Annotated in this window: 18 protein-coding genes; 5 read left to right on the top strand and 13 right to left on the bottom strand. The window is 65.6% G+C overall.

Going from position 1 to position 19,335, the window contains the following annotated elements:
* Positions 1–9 precede the first annotated feature (9 nt).
* The 3 genes from OIE68_RS37990 to OIE68_RS37980 are packed head-to-tail and all read right to left on the bottom strand — an operon-like array spanning position 10 to position 2,215.
* The gene (locus OIE68_RS37990) at positions 10–204 is read right to left on the bottom strand and encodes a hypothetical protein (protein WP_327095727.1); all 195 of its coding nucleotides are present in this window, start codon (positions 202–204) and stop codon (positions 10–12) included.
* Positions 201–1,250: a hypothetical protein gene (locus OIE68_RS37985; RefSeq protein WP_327095726.1), complete on the bottom strand. Its 1,050-nt coding sequence runs from the start codon at positions 1,248–1,250 to the stop codon at positions 201–203. The genes OIE68_RS37990 and OIE68_RS37985 overlap by 4 nt, the downstream gene beginning before the upstream one ends.
* Complete coding sequence (locus tag OIE68_RS37980; protein ID WP_327095725.1) at positions 1,247–2,215, bottom strand: hypothetical protein; 969 nt, start codon at positions 2,213–2,215, stop codon at positions 1,247–1,249. The genes OIE68_RS37985 and OIE68_RS37980 overlap by 4 nt, the downstream gene beginning before the upstream one ends.
* Before the next feature lie 244 nt (positions 2,216–2,459).
* Between OIE68_RS37980 and icmF the strand changes: the two genes are divergently transcribed.
* Positions 2,460–5,678: a fused isobutyryl-CoA mutase/GTPase IcmF gene (icmF, locus tag OIE68_RS37975; RefSeq protein ID WP_327095724.1), complete on the top strand. Its 3,219-nt coding sequence runs from the start codon at positions 2,460–2,462 to the stop codon at positions 5,676–5,678.
* Between the two features lie 14 nt (positions 5,679–5,692).
* Here the strand turns inward: icmF and OIE68_RS37970 are convergent, their stop codons facing one another.
* Positions 5,693–6,094 carry a Dabb family protein gene (locus tag OIE68_RS37970; protein ID WP_327095723.1) on the bottom strand — a complete coding sequence of 134 codons (402 nt, stop codon included), beginning with the start codon at positions 6,092–6,094 and terminating at the stop codon, positions 5,693–5,695.
* Positions 6,095–6,195: 101 nt separating this feature from the next.
* Between OIE68_RS37970 and OIE68_RS37965 the strand changes: the two genes are divergently transcribed.
* Both OIE68_RS37965 and OIE68_RS37960 read left to right on the top strand, forming a co-directional pair.
* Entirely contained in the window at positions 6,196–6,825 is a 630-nt protein-coding gene (locus OIE68_RS37965; protein ID WP_327095722.1) for a TetR/AcrR family transcriptional regulator, read from the top strand.
* 73 nt (positions 6,826–6,898) lie between these two features.
* A complete protein-coding gene (locus tag OIE68_RS37960; protein WP_327095721.1) occupies positions 6,899–7,972 on the top strand; it encodes an amidohydrolase family protein in 1,074 nt (357 codons plus the stop codon).
* Between the two features lie 77 nt (positions 7,973–8,049).
* Here OIE68_RS37960 and OIE68_RS37955 read toward each other — a convergent pair whose 3' ends face one another.
* The 6 genes from OIE68_RS37955 to OIE68_RS37930 all read right to left on the bottom strand — a co-directional run bounded on the left by OIE68_RS37955 (position 8,050) and on the right by OIE68_RS37930 (position 14,743).
* Positions 8,050–8,811, bottom strand: a complete 762-nt coding sequence (locus OIE68_RS37955; protein WP_327095720.1) for a helical backbone metal receptor — start codon at positions 8,809–8,811, stop codon at positions 8,050–8,052.
* A complete protein-coding gene (locus OIE68_RS37950) occupies positions 8,808–9,332 on the bottom strand; it encodes a TetR/AcrR family transcriptional regulator (RefSeq protein WP_327095719.1) in 525 nt (174 codons plus the stop codon). The genes OIE68_RS37955 and OIE68_RS37950 overlap by 4 nt, the downstream gene beginning before the upstream one ends.
* Positions 9,333–9,456: 124 nt before the next feature.
* The gene (locus OIE68_RS37945; protein ID WP_327095718.1) at positions 9,457–10,224 is read right to left on the bottom strand and encodes an SWIM zinc finger family protein; all 768 of its coding nucleotides are present in this window, start codon (positions 10,222–10,224) and stop codon (positions 9,457–9,459) included.
* On the bottom strand, positions 10,221–13,028 hold the full coding sequence (locus OIE68_RS37940; RefSeq protein ID WP_327095717.1) for a DEAD/DEAH box helicase: 2,808 nt from the start codon (positions 13,026–13,028) through the stop codon (positions 10,221–10,223). The genes OIE68_RS37945 and OIE68_RS37940 overlap by 4 nt, the downstream gene beginning before the upstream one ends.
* A gap of 55 nt (positions 13,029–13,083) precedes the next feature.
* A complete protein-coding gene (locus OIE68_RS37935; protein WP_327095716.1) occupies positions 13,084–13,491 on the bottom strand; it encodes a DUF3224 domain-containing protein in 408 nt (135 codons plus the stop codon).
* A gap of 34 nt (positions 13,492–13,525) precedes the next feature.
* Entirely contained in the window at positions 13,526–14,743 is a 1,218-nt protein-coding gene (locus OIE68_RS37930; protein ID WP_327095715.1) for a benzoate/H(+) symporter BenE family transporter, read from the bottom strand.
* Between the two features lie 262 nt (positions 14,744–15,005).
* Here OIE68_RS37930 and OIE68_RS37925 point away from each other — a divergent pair, with 262 nt between their 5' ends.
* Positions 15,006–15,824: a sulfurtransferase gene (locus OIE68_RS37925; protein ID WP_419150621.1), complete on the top strand. Its 819-nt coding sequence runs from the start codon at positions 15,006–15,008 to the stop codon at positions 15,822–15,824.
* 4 nt (positions 15,825–15,828) lie between these two features.
* Here OIE68_RS37925 and OIE68_RS37920 read toward each other — a convergent pair whose 3' ends face one another.
* A complete protein-coding gene (locus OIE68_RS37920; protein ID WP_327095714.1) occupies positions 15,829–16,566 on the bottom strand; it encodes an HNH endonuclease family protein in 738 nt (245 codons plus the stop codon).
* 145 nt (positions 16,567–16,711) lie between these two features.
* Entirely contained in the window at positions 16,712–17,074 is a 363-nt protein-coding gene (locus tag OIE68_RS37915; RefSeq protein WP_327095713.1) for a hypothetical protein, read from the bottom strand.
* A gap of 201 nt (positions 17,075–17,275) precedes the next feature.
* Here OIE68_RS37915 and OIE68_RS37910 point away from each other — a divergent pair, with 201 nt between their 5' ends.
* Positions 17,276–17,965: a DUF899 domain-containing protein gene (locus tag OIE68_RS37910; protein WP_327095712.1), complete on the top strand. Its 690-nt coding sequence runs from the start codon at positions 17,276–17,278 to the stop codon at positions 17,963–17,965.
* On the opposite strand, the gene OIE68_RS37905 is transcribed toward OIE68_RS37910, so the two are convergent.
* Positions 17,966–19,315 carry a dihydrolipoamide acetyltransferase family protein gene (locus tag OIE68_RS37905; protein WP_327095711.1) on the bottom strand — a complete coding sequence of 450 codons (1,350 nt, stop codon included), beginning with the start codon at positions 19,313–19,315 and terminating at the stop codon, positions 17,966–17,968.
* Positions 19,316–19,335 lie beyond the last annotated feature (20 nt).

Here is a 19,335-nt window from a genome sequence, read left to right as displayed (position 1 = left end):
CGCGCGTCCTCACAGTCGGCCACCGCCATTCGGTTCAGTCGGCGAACCGAATTCGGTGACGGCCGCGACCATGACCGCATCGCGCATCCCGGTCGCGACTGCTGGGGCTTCGACCGCGGCCCAAGCTCCAGCACTGATTTCACACCACCGCGCGATCCGATCGACACCTGCCGTGCACCACTGCCGGACTGCCTGCGAGTTCATTTCGACTCACCACCAATCGCATTCGCGCGGTGTGCGCGATCTCCACTCGGACGCGCGGTGCTGATCACCGCGAAAATCAAAACCCCTGGAACGACGTAGCACCAGCCGATTCCACGAAAGGCGGTGAAGCCGAGCGGTTTTGTCGAATCATTCAGCGCGACAACAGCATCGAAATTCACAACATTGTCGTTCATCGCACCGATCAATGCGGCGAATCGGGATGTCATCGGCTGCCACCGCGATTCGAGCGCGGATATACCGGTCAGATCGGCATCCGGATGGGCACTGCGGACCGCGCCGGTGTATCGGCTGTTGAGTTCGCCGTCCGCCGCGACGAGGGTGACGAAGTAGCCCTGTACCTTTCGCACCTCATCGTGAGTCAGAATCGGGTGGAAGCCATCGATCAGCGGTTGCGCCGCCGGTGCGGCCGGAAACAGTGCGCCGACCACAGGTGTCGCGATCAAAGCGATACCCGCGAGTGCCGCCACCGCGCGCCACACCACAGCGCGCTGTCCGGCCTGTGCCCGCCGAAAACCGAATACCCCCGCGGCGATCAGGATTACGCCCGGCAGTGCCAGCAACCAGGGCAATGATCCGAACGGCGGTGCGGCGGCAAGCCTTTCATAGTTGCCCCGGTTGGCATCAATTGCGTCGATCATCGTGGACATATCGGATCGGATACCCGGATAGTCGCGAACGAATTGGTCGACCCGCTCGTAGCTTCCCGGCTGTTGACCCGACGACTGCAGCGCCAACACATTGGTCCTGGCATCCTCGAGCACCTGCAGATCGGATCGATAGCCATCGATACTCGACTGCGTCATGTAGGGCGCGAACGAGTCGATCATGGCCTCCCCCTTGACCGCTCGCGGGAACATCCCCGTGCCAACGGGTGCGAGAAGGAGCAGCACACCCAGCACGATCAGCACCACGAACGGCCACCGCCGCCCCGGTGGCGGCGGCGCCACATCCGGATTCGAGACGAAATCCGAATATGCCGGCAGCCCGGAGCTTTGCGACACGGTATCGGTCGGAGCGGGGGTCATTGCCGGTTCCGGCCCGCTATGCGGTCCGCATTGAAGAACACCCCGGCCGCGACGATGGCGAGCACGAGCAGTGCTGGCACCAGCCATACCGGATCGCGTTGTCCGCGTGGCACTTCGACGGTCTTGGTCGCGAGCACGGTATCGGTGTGGGTCGGCTGCGCCAGCGCGACCGGCACGGATTCGGCGACCGGCGGAGCGTCCGCCGGAGCCGGTGCACCCGGGTCGGGCGGAGCTACTGCTGGCGCCTCCGGCGACAATGGCGCGGCCGCCGGAGCGGCCTGCGGCACCGCCCCACCGCGATACTGACCCGCCAGATGCCAAAGTCCGGTGAAATTGTTGAACGGGCCGCCGACGATCTGACTGGTCCACTCGATGACGAAATTGCCCGCACTGTCGATGCTCCCGGAGATCGGACTCGTCTTTCCGGACAGCCCACCGCCCGGCTTGGGCGAGCCCTGATTGAAGACCTGGTTATTCCAGGTCACCCCGAGGCTGCTCAAGTCACCTGACAACTGCCCACCATCGGCGAAGAGCTGTGGCAGCCCGGTGGCGCCGCTCGTCTGCGGATCGGTGGGGTTGGTCGCGGTGGCGAAATCGACGCCGTAGAAGCGGACCGGTGTGGTCACCCGCCCGGACTGGGCATTGCCCGCCGCGTCGAAGGCGGCCGCGGGTTGCGGTTGGTAGCTACCACTCACCAGCCCGCCGTCAGTGCCGGCGGATAGCGGCGTCACCGTCTGGTCGCTGCAGTGCGAATCGCTGTTCTGCAAATATGGCCCACCGGCAGCACCGGTCGGCAGGATCATCCGGAAGAAACTGCCGGTCACCGTGCCGTTCGAGCACACGCCGGGAGCAAGCGCGAACAGACCGTTCAACGGCGCGGGCTCGGCGGATGCGGGCGGTGCGACAATCGCCGACAGGCCGAGGGCGGCGAACACGGCGAATAGCCGATACGAGTTCGTTCCCATGGATAGTCCTTGGCTCGAGGTGCGGTTCTGCCAGCGGAAATAGTCGCTATCAGGCAGCTGCCTCCATCGGAACTCGAGTCGGGGTGGATGTCGCGGGTTGCGGTCACAGTGAGCCGAATCCCACGGCAATCATTCGGCCAACTATCCGGGCGCGGTTCACCTGGCGCAGTGACCGCCATCACCGTAGGATTAGTTTGACGTCCTAGTATCGGGCGCCAAACAGGATCTCCCCCGGAGGACCCCCGTGGCCGACAGCACCGCGCTCCACACGCCCACCCATCCCGTCCGATTCGTGACCTCGGCCGCGCTCTTCGACGGGCACGATGCGGCGATCAACATCATGCGACGGATCCTGCAGGCGCAGGGCGCCGAGGTCATCCACCTCGGACACAATCGCGCGGTCAGTGAGGTCGTGGACGCGGTGCTCACCGAGGATGCCCAGGGCGTCGCGGTGAGTTCGTATCAGGGCGGACATGTCGAGTACTTCGAATATCTTGCCGACGCACTGAAAAAGGCCGGCGCCGACCATGTCCGGATCTTCGGCGGTGGCGGCGGGGTGATCGTCGCCGAGGAGATCGCGCGCCTCGCCGAATCCGGGGTGACCATCTTCTCCCCCGAGGACGGCCAGCGGCTCGGCCTGCCCGGCATGATCAATCAGCTGATCCGGACCTGCGATTTCGATCTCGCCGCCGAGCCGCCGGTGCTGGACGCGGTACTTGCCGGTGAACGGGCCGCGCTCGCCCGCGCGATCACCTGCCTGCAGCAGGACACGCTGTCGGAGTCCGATCGGCAGACCTTGGCGGCGGCCGCCGCCGCCCGCACGGTGCCGGTGCTCGGCATCACCGGCACGGGCGGTTCCGGAAAGTCCTCGCTCACCGACGAATTGGTGCGGCGTCTGCGTTCCGATCAGCAGGACAAATTGCGCGTCGCGATTCTCGCGGTGGATCCGACCCGGCGACGCGGCGGTGGTGCACTGCTCGGCGACCGCATCCGGATGAACGCCCTCGACGGCGATCACATCTTCTTCCGGTCACTGGCCACCCGCGGTGGCCACGAGCTGCCGCAGAATATCGACGCAATCGTGACCACTTGCAAGGCGGCGGGATACGACCTGGTCATCCTGGAGACCCCCGGCATCGGCCAAGGCGATGCCGCGGTCACCGACCACGTCGACGTGTCGATGTATGTGATGACACCGGAATTCGGCGCGGCCTCCCAGCTTGAAAAGATCGACATGCTGGATTACGCGGATGTGGTGGCGATCAATAAGTTCGAGCGCCGCGGCGCCGAGGATGCGCTGCGCGATGTCTCGCGCCAGTTGATTCGCAATCGCGAGGAATTCACCAAATCTCCCGAGGAGATGCCGGTATTCGGTACCAGCGCAGCTACTTTCAACGATGACGGTGTGACCGCGCTCTACCAGCACCTCACCGGATTGCTCGCCGAGCACGGTCTGCACCTGGAGCCCGGTGTACTTCCGAAGGTTGAAACCCGCTCCTCCACCAGGTTCGCACAGATCATCCCGCCCGCCCGGGTGCGCTACCTCGCCGAGATCGCCGATACGGTCCGCGACTACCACGCCGATACGGCTACGCAAATCGTTGCGGCACAGCGCCTGCAGCGGCTCGAGCAGGTGGCGGCCGAGCTGCCCGATGACATCGCGGTGGCCGAACTCGCCGAAAAAGCCCGCGACGCACTGCATGCCGACAATGCCGAACTGCTCGCGGGTTGGCCCGAACTGGCCGAATCCTATCGGGGCGAGGAGCAGGTGGTTCGGGTTCGTGATCGCGAGATCCATACCCCGCTGCGCCGGGAGACGCTGTCCGGCAATTCCATTCCGCGCGTCGCGCTGCCGCGCTTCACCGATCACGGTGAGCTGCTGCGATTCCTGCGCTCGGAGAATCTGCCCGGACGGTTCCCGTTCACGGCGGGTGTCTTTCCGTTCAAGCGCGATAACGAGGATCCAGCGCGGATGTTCGCCGGTGAGGGCGATCCGTTCCGCACCAACCGGCGCTTCAAGGTGCTCAGCGAACATGCCGAGGCGACACGGCTTTCCACCGCTTTCGATTCGGTGACGCTCTACGGTCACGATCCCGCCGAACGTCCGGATATCTACGGCAAGGTCGGCACCTCCGGTGTCTCGATCGCCTCACTCGACGATATGAAGGCGCTCTACGACGGCTTCGACCTGATCGCGCCGACCACCTCGGTATCGATGACCATCAACGGCCCGGCCCCGACCATCCTGGCCTATTTCCTCAATACCGCTATCGACCAAGCGCTGGAACGGTTCTCGACCGCCGAAGGCCGCGAACCCACTGCCGAGGAGGCCGCCGATATCACGGCACACACCCTGGCGACAGTGCGCGGCACCGTTCAGGCCGACATCCTCAAGGAGGATCAGGGACAGAACACCTGCATCTTCTCCACCGAATTCAGTCTGCGCATGATGGCCGATATCCAGGAATGGTTCGTGCGCAAGGGTGTTCGCAACTTCTACTCGGTCTCGATTTCCGGCTATCACATCGCCGAGGCCGGTGCGAATCCGATCAGTCAGCTGGCTTTCACCCTCGCCAACGGATTCACCTATGTCGAGGCATATCTCGCACGCGGCATGCGGATCGACGATTTCGCACCGAACCTGTCGTTCTTCTTCTCCAACGGCATGGATCCGGAATATTCGGTGATCGGCCGGGTGGCGCGGCGCATCTGGGCCGTCGCCATGCGAGATCGCTACGGCGCCAACGAGCGTTCGCAGAAGTTGAAGTACCACGTGCAGACCTCGGGCCGGTCGCTGCACGCGCAGGAGATGAGCTTCAACGATATTCGCACCACCCTGCAGGCACTCATCGCCATCTACGACAACTGCAACAGCCTGCACACCAATGCCTATGACGAGGCGGTGACCACACCCACCGAGGAATCGGTGCGCCGCGCGCTGGCCATCCAGCTCATCATCAACCGCGAGTGGGGCATCGCGATGAACGAAAATCCACTCCAGGGCAGCTTTCTCATCGATGAGCTCACCGATCTCGTCGAGGAGGCCGTGCTCGCCGAATTCGATCGCATCAGCGAGCGCGGCGGGGTCCTCGGGGCCATGGAGACCGGCTATCAGCGGGGCAAGATCCAAGACGAATCGATGCGGTACGAGCACCGCAAACACGATGGCTCGCTGCCGATCATCGGTGTCAATACCTTCCGCAATCCACACGGCGAACCACATCGGGTGATCGAATTGGCTCGCGGCACCGAAGCGGAGAAGCAATCACAACTGCAGCGCGTGCGCCAGTTCCAGAGCGACCATCGCGATGCCGCATATGCCGCCCTCGCCCGCCTGGACGCGGTGGCCCGCACCGACGACAACATCTTCGAGGTCCTGATGGACGCCGCCCGGGTCTGTACCCTGCAACAGATCACCGACACCTTCTTCACCGTCGGCGGCCAGTACCGCCGCAACGTGTGAAATAGGTCGGGCCGTCAGAAGATTCGCACCTCCGGAATCGCATCCATCTGACGCGCCCACTCCGGGTACTTCGCCAGCTTGGCATGGTGCAGCGCCATGATCTTGTCGCGCAGTTCGGGATCCGGCTCATCGGATACGTCGGGGCCGATGGCGATCTTCTGGAAGTGCGGGATGATCTGCGGATCGCCGGCCAGGTGGACCGGGTCGTGCATATAGCGCTCCATCGCCGCCAGATCCTCGATGCCCACGCAGTAGGCATGGGTCAGCCCTTCGCTCACATCGCCGAGATTCTGGCCGACGGTTGCGAACGACACCGATTCGACCGCCGCGGTGCGCTTCATCAGCGCGAGTACCTCGGCCTTCTGCGCCTCGGTGGTCTCTTCGCGGAAGCCGAAGCGCAACAGATGAACGATCATGGATACCTCCTTGTTTTGAACTAGTGAGTTCAATCTAGATAACTGACCGGTAGATGCACAAGAGTGAACCAGCAAGTTCAACCAGGCGCTAATATGCAGTGATGACAGGTACGACGGCGGCGCGCGGGCGCATCGATAAGCGGCAGGCGATCCTGGATGTCGCATTCACCGTCTTCGCGCGGCGCGGCTACGACAAGGCCTGTGTGCAGGAGATCGCGGACGAGGCGGGTGTCGCCAAGCCGACGGTCTACAACCACCTCAATGACAAGCAGACCCTCTTCCGGCACGCCGTGCTGGCCGCCGCCGACACGGTGGCCACCGAAACCCTCGCGATCGTCGATCGCCTGCGCGAGCCGGGCGACGATCTGTCCGCCGCCCTCACCACGACGGCGCGCGCGCTGCTCGCGGAATGCTCCGGCGCGCGTGCCCGTTCGCTGCGTGCGCTGACCTACGCACAGCTCGCCGCCTTTCCGGACCTGGCCGACACCGTGCTGGAGCGCACCTCGCGGCACATAGCCGAGGCGCTGGCCGATCGACTTGCGCGACTCGCTCTTGCGGGTCGGCTGCAGACCAACGATCCGGCGCAGGCCGCCGAACAGCTGCTCGCCCTGCTCACCGCGCCACTGGAGGCCCGGTCCCGGCTCGGCACCCGCGAGGTGAGCGACGCCGAGCAGGCCGATATCGCCGATGCGGCGGTGCGGACATTCCTGTCCGCATACGGTTCCCACTGAACCCGAACGCGCCCGCCCGCGCGCGTGTGACAATCGCGATGTCAGGGCCTTCAGCGTGGTTGGGACGGCGGACATGGATCTCTCGAATATCCGGATCATCGACAGCCATATTCATCAGTGGGATCCGTTCCGCACGCCGCGCGAATTCAGCCGGACAGCGAAGTTGCTCCGGATGCTGCCCATTCCGATCGATTGGGCCAAGCAGGTGGCACCGCGCCGGGATCGGGAATTCGTCGGAGATCCGACCGCTTGTGCGAATCCATATCTGCCCGCGAATTACCGCGCGGATGCCGGCGGTGTCCCGGTCGAGTCGATCGTGCATATCGAGGTCGGATGGACTGGAAAAGGGGCACTGGCCGGGGCCGATGAGACGAAGTGGGTGGCCGGGCTGCCATTCGGCGGCGACAATCCGGCACTCGGCGCAATCATCGGGAATGCCGATCCGGCGGCGCCGGATTTCGCGGCGCTACTCGATGCCCATGTGGCCGCATCGCCACTGGTGCGCGGCATTCGCGCGCATGTCGCACACCATCCCGATCCGCATGTCCGGCCGTATACCGAGCACGAGAGCGCACTCACCACCAAGGAATTCCGCAACGGCTTCGCGGCACTGGCAGAGCGTGGGCTGTCTTTCGAGGCCTGGGTGTATTCGCACGCGCTACCCGATGTGACGGCACTTGCCGAACGTTATCCGGAAGTCCCGATCGTGCTCGACCATCTCGCCACGCCCGCAGGAATTTTCGGCCCGGTCGGCAAACACACCGGAACGAATCCGAGCCTGCGCCGGGAACTATTCGTCCGCTGGCGCGACGATCTCACCGCACTCGCCGAAAACCCCAATGTGGTCGCGAAAGTCAGCGGTTTGATGATGCCGATCCTCGGCCACCCGGTACCACCACGTGGCACGTCGACACCGATTCCGGTGCTGCTGGATCGAATTCGCCCGCTCGTCGCGCACGCCTACGAAACCTTCGGTGCGGACCGCCTGCTGTGGGGCTCCAATTTCCCAGTGGACAAGCCGATTACGAGCATCGCCGACAGCGCCGAGCTCATCGCCACCGCAATCACCGAGCACGGCGGCGGCCGCGATGAGCTCGAGCAGATCTTCCGAACCAACGCCCAACGGACCTACCGAATCGAATCCTGAACCGGCCGAAACGCCGGGGCAGTATGCGCGGCCCGGTGGGCCCGAGGTTCGGCCTCCGCTCAGCGGGTACCGATCGGTCAAGGGACGAAGGCTTCGGCGATTTGGCGAGTCAGGGTGTCGCGGGCGGTGGCCAGGGATGGGCCGTACCAGGTGAGGCTGCGGCCTTCGACCAAAGCGACAGGCAAGCCAGGGAATGCCTCGGGGCCATCGGATCTGGTGAATACGTACGGCTCGTCGGGGAGCAGGACGAGTTCGACATCGCGAGTCAGCTCGTCCTCGGAGACGTGTGGATAGCGCTCGGCGCGGTCGACGTGCACGAGTCGGAGGCCGAGGCGCGCCGCTAGGTCACCGGTGAAGGTGTTGTGGCCGACCACCATCCAGGGGTTGCGCCAGATCGGGATGACCGTACTGCGCGGCGGCGCGGGAGGTGGTGCGGACCAGGATATTTCGGCCCCTACAAGCCAGTCCGGCACCGGACCGTTCAGCGCTTCGATGAAAAGTCGACGCAGCGACGCGAAGCCCTCTTCCAGCGTTTCGATTCTCGTGACCCACACCGGGATTCCCGCATCGCGCAGCCGTTGCACATCGATGCGGCGATTCTCTTCCTGATTGCACAGCACCAGATCCGGTGCGAGCTGGACGATTCGGCGCACATTCGGATTCTTGGTGCCGCGAACCCGCTCGACGTCCAGGTCCGCGGGGTGTGTGCACCAATCCGTCACCGCGACAAGGACTTCGGGACGACTCACCGCGACGGCCTCGGTCAGCGACGGAACCAGCGACACCACCCGACGCACCGGACGGTCGATGTGCACGGCCGCACCCAGATCGTCGATCATGACAGCACCCGACGGCAGAGGACGCGCAACTGTTCGGGTGGCACCGGCGGCAGCATATTGCCCGCACCGAGAACCAGCAGATAGAGAATCTGCGCGGTCTGCTCGGCATCGGCCTCGGCATATCCGCAGTCCGCGAGCAGGGTGCGCAGCACACCGAGCCGGGTGCCGTCGACGCGCTCCTTGGCCGCGGCGGCGATCGGATCGTCCAGCGCCCAGGCCCGCACGGCCACCTCGATACCGGCGGGCTCGTCGTCCTCGAGTACCAGATCGATGAGCAGGTCGAGCCGACCGCGCGGATCGAGGTCAGCGGCCTCGATCTCGCGCAGGTACCGCGTGGTGTGCATCTCCCCGAAGTAGGCGAGCAGCGCGGTTTTGTAGCCGGACATACCCGAAAAGTGGTGGTAGAAGGACCCAGTGCTGAGTCCGGTCGCCGCGACCAGCTTGTCGATCGTGAGTCCGGTCGGTCCAGCCGTACCGAGGATCACCAGCCCTGATGCCAACCATGATGCCTTGCCCGCCACGCTCGCCAGCCTATAACATAAATTTTGTTGTGTTCTGAGCCGGTAATCGCGCTGTCCGGTCTTGCCACACTGTGTTTCGCGGCCGTGCTGATAGCCGGGCCGGCCGAACAGCACTGAACCGAGGTCAACGATCCAGAGCTTCGTAGAGTGCGCGGATATCGCGCAGTCCGGCTGCGGCCATCGGTTCGTCCTCGGCGATCATGCGCAGTGCGCGGCGGAGCGGGGTCGGGTCCAGATCATCGATGGCGGGGCGGAATTCGAGCTTCGGGAGGTCGGGCAGTTGTATTCGGTCGCCGTAGGGGTCGTCGGAAACTGTTGGGGCTGTGTCGCGTTCGATGCCGACAATGAGGGTGTCCAGGTCGAGGCCGCGCAGGGTGAGGATTTCGCGTGGACGCTCATCAAGACGTTCCGCGAGCAGATAGCAGAGCGCGGCCACGTGTTTGCACGGCCAGCCGGGATCCGGACAGGTGCAGGAGAAGTCGAGATCCGCGGCCGTTGTCGGAAGCAGATGCTCACCGAGGCTCGTCGGCAGCGCACCGGAGGCGATTTCGGCCAGTACGCCCGGCGTGGACCGGATGGTCTCGATGAGCAGTTCGAGTTCCTCGTCGCGCAGTGGCCGGATGGCGAACACCGAGGTGAACGGGCGCGGCTGACTACCTTGGACTTCCGCGGTGACCGCACCGGGTTCGATCCGATAGCTCACGACCTGTCCGGCCCTGGCGTAGGTGCGACCGCGCGCGAGTCGACCGGGTTCGGCCATTTGCTCGACCGCCTCGATCAGCGCCTTGCCCCACCAGGTGCGTCCGAATCCGCCACGGCGACTGCGTGCTTCGACCCCGCCGCGCACCGGGCGGCGTTTGCCGTACTTGCTGTAGTCCTCGAATGGGCTCAATCGCCGACCGCCTCCGCGCCGAGGGCGAAGAGCCGGTGCAGTTCGTCCGTGCTCAATTCGGTGATCCAGTTCTCGCCCGCACCGATGGCCAGATCAGCGAGTTGGCGTTTGCCGCTGATCATTTCGTCGATCTTCTCCTCGATGGTGTCGACGCAGATCAGTTTGCGCACCTGCACATTGCGCTGCTGACCGATCCGGAAGGCGCGGTCGGTGGCCTGGTTCTCGACGGCCGGATTCCACCAACGATCCAGGTGCACAACATGGTTGGCCGCCGTGAGGTTCAGGCCGGTGCCACCGGCCTTGAGCGACAACAGCATCAGCGATGGGCCATCCGGTTCCTGGAAGCGCTCGACCATGGTGTCGCGCTGTTTCTTCGGCACGCCACCGTGCAGGAACGGGATCTTCGTACCGAAGCGCTCGGTCAGATAGGGCGCGATGAGCTCACCGAATTCGCGGAACTGAGTGAACAGCAACGCCTTCTCGCCATCTGCCAGCACCGCGTCGAGGACGTCCTCCACCAGGGCGAGTTTGCCGGAGCGGTGACTGCCGCGGTGCAGCACCCCGGAGCCGTCGCCGAGGAAATGCGCGGGATGGTTGCAGACCTGTTTGAGCCGGGTCAGCGCGCCGAGTACCGCGCCCTTGCGCGCCATACCCTTCGCATCCTTCAGTTTGGTCATCATGTCGTCGACGACCGCCTGGTACAGCGCCGCCTGCTCCACGGTCAGGTTGGCGCGCACCGTCATTTCCAGTTTCTCCGGCAGATCGCTGATGACGGCCGGATCGGTTTTCACCCGGCGCAACACGAACGGCTGCGTGACGGTGCGCAGCCGGCTGATGGCGTTCTCGTCCCGATCGCGTTCGATCGGAACAGCGAACCGGGCACGGAAAGTCTGTGCGCTACCGAGCACCTTCGGCATCGTGAAGTCCAGAATCGAGCGCAATTCTTCGAGGCGGTTCTCCACCGGAGTTCCGGTGAGCGCCAACCGATGTCGGGCAGGTACTGCCCGCGCTGCCTTCGCCTGTCTGGTCCCCGCGTTCTTGATGTGCTGCGCCTCGTCGAGCACCACGCGATCCCACTGCTGCCGCGCCAATTCGGCTGTGTCCCTTGCCAGGAGCGAATAGGTGGTGATCACCAGATCCGCGTCCGCGACGGCTTCGTCCAGATCCGTACCTGACTTGCGGCCGACACCGTGGTGCACCAAAACCCGCAGATCAGGGGCGAATCGCTGCGCCTCGCGCTGCCAGTTGCCGACGACCGACATCGGGCTCACAAGCAGCGTCGGCCCGGAACCGTCGGTCCCCTCGCGCTCGTGCACGAGCAGGGCCAAGACCTGCACTGTCTTACCCAGGCCCATGTCATCGGCAAGGATTCCGCCCACCCCGTAGCGACTCATGGTGGCGAGCCAGGCCAACCCACGCTCCTGATACGGCCGCAACTGTGCCTTCAAACCGACCGGCGGACTCACCGGTACCGGGTCGCGGGTCTGGTCCAAAAGGTCCGCGGCCCAACCGGTTGCGCTGACCTCGGTGATCGGAACCTTCTCGACATGGCCGGTGACGAGTTCACCGACCAGATCGGCGAAGGTGATTTCGGTGTCGTCGAGATGGGCGGCGACATAGCGGGCGGCGGCGGCCAGCATCTTGTGGTCGGCCTGCACCCATTCGCCGCGCAGCTGCACCAGATCCGATTTCGAGCGGACCAGCCGTTCCATCTCGGCCTTGGTCAGCACGGTATCGCCGAGGGCGAGTTCCCAGCGGTAGGAGACGAGTCCGCGCATGCCGACGGTGCTCTCGGCGGCGGGAACGGCGCTCTCCACACGTAGCCGCATGGTCGGGGCGCTGATATTCCAAGCGCGCGGCAGCAACAACCGCACACCCGCCGCCTGCAGCGCGTGTGCGCCGTGTTCGACCAGATCCGCGACCACCTCGGTCGGCAGCAGCAGGTCCATCGACTGCGGATCGTTCGGCAGGTCGCGCAGGCGCGGATAGGCCCGCGTCGCCTCCCCCAGCTTCTCGATCGCGGTGCGGACCAGCACCGGATCACCGAGCAGCGGAACCGGATTCGGCGCTTCACCATCGGTGCGCAGACAGACCTGCAGTCGCCACAGCGCCACCACGTCATCGGTATCGGTATCGGCCTCGCCGAGCGCGATATCGCCCTCGGGCTCCAACAGGCGCAGCACCAACTCGGGCTCGTCCCCGGTCAGACTCGCCCGCCAGCGTTCCAGCACCTCGGCCAGCTGATGGCTGCCGCCATCCAGGGCGACGTCACCGATGAGTGCGGCCACCAGCGGATGCTCCGACGGCGGTGGATCCATCAGCTCCCGGACGATCGGATCGGCGAGTTCGGTGACCATATCCTCGAGCAGCATCCCCGGCTTCCCCGCGACGCGCAGTGCGGGCGGCATGGCCACCGCCAACTCCGCCAGCCAGGCACGCTGACGCTCGCCGCCGACCAAACGCCAGCGCACCCACCACTGCCCGTCGTCGCGGCGCAACTCGGGCACCACCCGCCCGGCCCGCACCCACCGCTCGACACCGTGCGCTACATGCGCGAGAAACCGCAGATCCCCCGAAACCGCATCGACCGGCAGCCGCTGTCGTAGCGCGACCGCGGCCGCCGCGGGCACCATCGCATGGGCCCTGACCTGCTCGGTCGCCTCCTGCGACCCGCTGACCAGTACCTGCGCCCGATGCCGGAACTTCGACGCCGTCAGCACCCCGCCCAACGGTTCGGGTAGCGCGACCGGGGCCTCCTGCCAGAGCAGCAAGCCCGATCCCGGCGACCACAGACCGTGCAGCATCACCCCATCCAATCAGGCGGGACCGACAGACGCTGCAGCCATCCTCGCCCGTCGCTCAGTCGAGTTCGTAATCGAACCAGATGTGGTGCACACCGTCGGTGTCGACGGTGAGACCGCCGGTGCCGGTGATACCGGCCAGCTCACCGGTGCCGCTGGTCGGCACGATGGTGAAGAACTCGGCCGTACGGTCGGTGCCGCGGGTGGTCGCCGAATGCGCGAAGTTGAAGCTGCCCGCGCGATCGAGCAGTGCGCCTTCGAAGGACTCCATGGCGACGTACGTCCCCGCACCAGTCGCCTGGTCGAAGGCGGCGGTGAACAGCGTCGCGGACCGACCGGTGATCTCGCCCGCGAATTCCTTCTCGATCTGTGCGATGCCGACCGGCAGCGCGGTGGCGATGGCCGGATCCGGCACTACATCGGTTGGGGTGAAGGAGGCGACAGCGAACGTGCCGATTGCTTTCATGCGGCGGAGCGTATCGGCGGGTACCGACAACTTCTCACGAGTCTTGCTGCTGGGCGAGGACCTTGCGCACGACAAGACCCACGACCAGTGCCCAGAAGGCCGCACCGATGCCGAGGAACCCGACACCGGACGCGGCAATCAGGAAGGTGACAACGCCCGCCTCACGGTGCTGCTCGGATTTCAGTGCTCCCGCCAGGGCGGCCGCGAGAGTCGCCAGCAGGGCAAGTCCCGCAACGGTTTCCAGCGTGCCCTTGGGCGCGGTGGCGATCAGGGTGACCAGCGCCGCCGAGCCGAGGGCGAGAATCAGATAGGAGGCACCCGCGGTGAAGGCCGCGATCCAGCGGCGCTTCGGATCCGGATGGGCGGCGGGGGCGGCCGAGAGCGCGGCACTGATCGCGGCCAAGTTGATAGCGTGCCCACCTGCCGGTGCGCCCAGAACGGTGCCGATACCGGTGACGGACATCGAAGCGCGCCAAGGGACTTGGTAGTCGAAGGACTTCATCACGGCGGTGCCCGGAATGTTCTGGGAGGCCATGGTGACGATGTAGAGCGGAATGGCGATACCGATCATCGCCTGCCAACTCCAGTGCGGCACCGTCAGTTCGAGCGAGGGCCGCATCGCCGCCAGGTCGAGATGCTTGTGCTGCACCGCGATACTGATCCCCGCCCCGATCGCCGCGGTCGCGAAGGCCGCGATCACCGCCCAGCGCTTGGCGAATCGCTGCAGCACCAGCCACACCACGATCACCGGCACCACCACCGCCGGACTGGCCTGCACGGCCTTCACCGGCGCGAGGCACAGCGGCAGCAGGACACCGGCGAGCATGGCCTGCGCGATCTCCACCGGAATCGCGGCAACCAGATTGCCGAGCCGCTGCCACAGTCCGGTGATCACGATCAGCACACCGGTTATCGCGAACGCCCCGACTGCCGCGGCCCAGCCACCAGCGACCGCGCCGGTGCTGGCGAGCAGTGCCGCACCCGGCGTCGACCAAGCCAGTGTGATCGGCAACCGATACCGATAACTCAGCAGCATCATCCCGATGGCCAGCGTGAGGCAGAGCACGAGCAGTCCCGACGCCGCCTGCGCCGGAGTGGCCCCGACCGCCGTCAACCCGCTCAGCACCACCGCGAATGAGCTGGTGAATCCGACCAGCGCGGTGACGACACCGGCCCCGACCGGCTGTGCGAGCCGCGCCTCACGGTGGACCGGTGTCGGAGTGTCGGCGAGTGCCGGGGAAAGCCTGGACATTTCTGGAATCCTCCCCGGTCATCAGTCCAGTTGTCACAGCCAGTCCCCGGAAACTGGACTGAATTGCGCGGCGTCCAGCTAGGGTGAATCGCCGAACCCGCATCCAATTCGAATGCGGACGTATCACCTGATTTGGCGAGTACATCGGTAACTCACCGGGTACGCCCAAAACTGATGTGGCACCTAACGTAGGACCTACACCCAGGCATAGTGGCTCTTACCAGTATGGCCTAAATATTCGGAGAGGCGGAACAGAGCTTTGTTGAGCGCGGTACTGATCTCGGCGGATGAACTTCGGGAAGTATTGGCGGACAAGCGGGTTCATCTACTCGATGTGCGGTGGGCGCTCGGTGATCCGGACGGCCCGCAGCATTATCTGGACGGACATATTCCGGGCGCGGTCTTCGTCGATCTGGAGACCGAACTGGCCGCACCGCCGTCCCCCGCGCGCGGGCGGCATCCGCTGCCCGATCCCGCGCAGCTCGAAAAATGCGCGCGCAGCTGGGGTTTACGGACCGGCGATCCGGTGGTCGTCTACGACGCGACGGGCGGCATGGCAGCGGCGAGGGCCTGGTGGCTGCTGCGCTGGGCCGGAATCGCGGACGTGCGGATTCTCGACGGCGGTCTGCCCGCGTGGACCGGTTCGGGCGGTGCGATCGCCTCCGGCGAGGAGGACGAACCCGAACTCGGTGACGTCGAGGTGAATCCGGGGCAGCTGCCGGTCATCAATGCCGATGCGGCCGCCAAATGGTCCGGCGTACTGCTCGACGCACGCGCCGGCGAACGCTACCGCGGCGAGGTGGAGCCGGTCGATCCGCAGGCGGGCCACATTCCGGGCGCGATCAGCGCACCGACCGCGGAGAACCTCGACGCCGACGGACGGTTCCGTAGCGTAGACGCTTTGCAAGATCGCTTCGCCGCATTCGGGTCCGCGCCGGTCGCTGTCTATTGCGGCTCGGGTGTGACCGCCGCCCACCAGATCGCCGCACTCGCCGCCGTAGGCATCGAAGCAGCCCTGTATCCGGGCTCGTGGTCGCAATGGTCGAACGACCCGAAACGCCCGGTCGCCACGGGGGCATAGCTCGCTACGGGCACGAGCGGGCAATGTCGTTCAGCACGGCATTGTCCGCAGCGGTCACCGGTAGGTCGTACTGGACCGCGACCGTCAGGTATTTGCCCGCATAGAAACAATGGTTCGTGCGCGGCGTCCATTCGGACGGTGTGCTGTCCCCCTTGGCCTGGTTGGCACTCGCTGCGGTGGCCAGCAGATTCACGTCGATATCGTTGGCGAAACGCACCCGCCGCTCGAGCGGCCAGGACACCGCACCCATATCCCAGGCAGCGGCCAGCGGATAGACGTGGTCGATCTGGATATCGCCCGCATCGGCCTTGCTGAAGGTGATCCGCTTGCCGCTGTACGGATCGTCGAGTGTGCCTGCGGTGACCACGCAGTCGTGGGTGCCCGGTCGGAAGCTCACCCCGGTCAGCTGCGCGCTCAGTACGTTGTTGCGGGTATCGCAGCCGTCGTGACCGCCGGGGCCGTCGTAGTCATCGGTCCATGACGGTCCGAATACGCACCGCTGTCCTTCCGTACAACCGCGCTCATAACCGCCGGGATGTCCCCGTGCGGCAACGACTCGCACCGACGCCAGCAGCTGCTCGAGCTGAACCCTGGTCAGGCCGAATTCACCCACCCCGCCAGCGGCCGTCCCCCTGCCGGATGCGGGCGCGACCGGTCCACCGCCCACCTCGGCGCATCCGGCCAGCGCGAACAGCGCCGCCGCGATCAGGGCAGGCAACCATCGTCGAATGTCGGGACGCACGGTGCCAGATGTACCCGTATGGACCGACATTCGTAGAACCCGGCTGGAGCGCCTCGAAGCCGGTCAGGCCGCACGACTTCGCCTCGCTGGCTCGGCTACGTCGTGCGGCCCGCGCGCTGGCACATGGTTCCCTCGCTCCGCTCGCTCACAGCCAGGCGCGAGCCAGCAGATCGTCATTGGCGACTTCACTGCCCCGGGGTGGGAATCTGGTGGCCACGATGGACTCGGTGTGCGCGCCGTCGTGTCCGATCAGCCACGAACCACCGCGCTCCTCGCACTCGGCGATCTTCGCGAAGGTGGTGAGCAGGAACGTGACGGCGTCACGCGGGTCCAGAGTTCGGGCCAGGCGCTGTGATTCACCGGGCCGGGACAGGTCCAGCCAGACGCCGGACTGTCCGTCCAGTCGCATGCCGACGATCTTGTCGGCATTGACAAAGGTGAATTTGCGCCGTTCCCACGGCGTGTTCGGCGTGAAGCTCTGCTCGAGTACCTGGAGCAGAATCGTCATGCTTTGCCCTCCGCTTCCGTTGACGCCCAACTGCGGTTCTCATGCGATGACCAGCGGATATACCAGTATGTTCCGAAAATGGTGCCAAGGGGTAGTAACTGGTCCATCTCGGCGAGTTCAGAGATTTTTCCGAGCGACCGATTAGTTCGGCGACCAGGCCGGGTCTACATCTGCAAACGCAAAATGATCAGGGAGGACTTCATGAGCGACAACGCCCTGCCGCCCGTCGTCGATGCCGACACCTGGCAGCGCCAACTCGATGAGCTGCGTGTCCGGGAGAAGGCAGCTACCCGAGAACTCGATGCGATCGCCGCCCAGCGGCGGCGCCTGCCGATGGTCGAAATGCCCGAATACACCCTCGAGGGCGAGGAGGGATCGGTCCGGCTGGCGGATATCTTCGACGGTAAGTCACAGCTGATCGTCTACAACCACATGTGGTTCCCGGGCGAGAAGTGGCAGTGCGGTGGTTGTACCGGGTTCACCTCGCAGTTCACCCGGCTGGAGTTCCTGGACAATTACGATGCCCGGTTCGTCATCGTCACCCAGGGGCCGATCGACGAGGCACTCGCGTACAAGCGGCGGGTCGGGAACAAAATGGCCTGGTATTCCACGGCGAACAGTCCATTCGGCACCGACGTCGGCGCACCGCCCGGCGGCGGATTCGCGGTCAACGTATTCCTGCGCGACGGCGATACGGTCTATCGCACCTGGCACACCAACGGCCGTGGCACCGAGCAGCTCAGTCACAGCTTCGCGCTGATCGACGTGCTGCCGTACGGGCGGCAGGAGCAGTGGCAGGACTCGCCCGAGGAGTGGCCGCAGTCGCCGACCTACAGCCGATGGAGCGGCTCCGAAGACATCGCCGCACACTACGGCGACCCGGGGGCGTGACTACATCCGGCCCAGTAACGTGAGCGGATCCTCGAGCAATCCGGCGACGGTCGCCAGGAAGCGCGCTGCCAGCTCACCGTCGATCATCCGGTGGTCGAAACTGATGCCGATGGTGGTGACCCACCGGATGGCGAGTTCGTCGCGGAATACCCACGGGCGCTTCCGAATCGAACCGAGGCACAGGATCGCGGCCTCGCCCGGATTGACCAGCGGAACACCGGCGTCGACACCGAAGACGCCGACATTGGTGATGGTGAAGGTGCCGCCGCGCAGGTCGGTCGGGGTCGCGCGGCCCGAACGCGCCGTCTCGGCGAGCCAGCCGATCTCGCGGCACAGTTCGCGCAGGCTCAATGCCTGGGCTTCCTTGAGGTTGGGCACCAGCAGGCCGCGTTCGGTGGCGACCGCGATGCCGAGATTCACATAGTGCTTGGTGACGATCTGCTGATTCGCTTCGTCCCAGAATGCGTTGATGCCGGGATATTCCGCGAGGGCGGCGAGGACGGACTTGGCGACCAGGGCCAGCGGTGTCAGCGTCAGCCCCTCGAAGGTTTTGGTGGTGCGCAGATGGTCGAGCAGTTCCATCGATGCGGTGAAGTCGATGGTGACGAAGGTGCTGGCCTGCGGGATGGTGCGCGCGCTCGCCACCATGGCGGCCGCGGTGCGTTTGCGGATGCCGCTGATCGGCGTGCGTTCCTCGCGGGATGCGGGGCGGATGATGCCCGCATTCGGATCGGTGACCGATGGCGTCGGTGGCGCGGCCGGGCCGTCGGTGTGGGTCGCCGCAGCGCGCGGCTGCGATACCGGGACCGCGCCGCGCACGTCCTCGACCGTGACCGCACCGTCGGGGCCTGAACCCGCGACGTACCAGAGGTCGATGCCGAGTTCCTTGGCGAGTTTGCGCGCGCCGGGGGTCGCGGCAGCCCTGGCCATTCCCGACTCGACCGGCTCAACGGTCGAACTCTCCTGCGGCGCAGTCGTTTCCGCAACCCTTCTGCGCCGCCGGGACACTGCCTCCCCTTCGGGCCCGTATCCGACCAGCACCGATGTTCGCCCGTTCGCCCCCTCTTGCGCGACCGGCAGATCATTGCGCACCCGGATCAGCGGCGCCCCCACCGCAATCGTCTCGCCGGGCCGAGCGAGCAATTCGATCACCGTGCCCGAGAACGGCGACGGCAGTGATACCACCGCCTTGGCCGTCTCCACGTCGGCGATCGTCTGATTCAGCTGCACGGTATCGCCGACGCCCACCGACCACGCCACCAACTCCGCATCGGTCAGTCCCTCGCCGAGATCGGGTAGCCGGAATTCCAGGATATTGCCCTGATCTTCCTCGGGGGCACGATCTTCCACTGGAGCACCTCTCAGTGAGC

Origin of the sequence: Nocardia vinacea (assembly GCF_035920345.1) — a bacterium.
Classification (GTDB): domain Bacteria; phylum Actinomycetota; class Actinomycetes; order Mycobacteriales; family Mycobacteriaceae; genus Nocardia; species Nocardia vinacea_A.
Note: the sequence above shows the minus strand (reverse complement) of the source record. Positions and strands in the feature narration are given on the sequence as shown.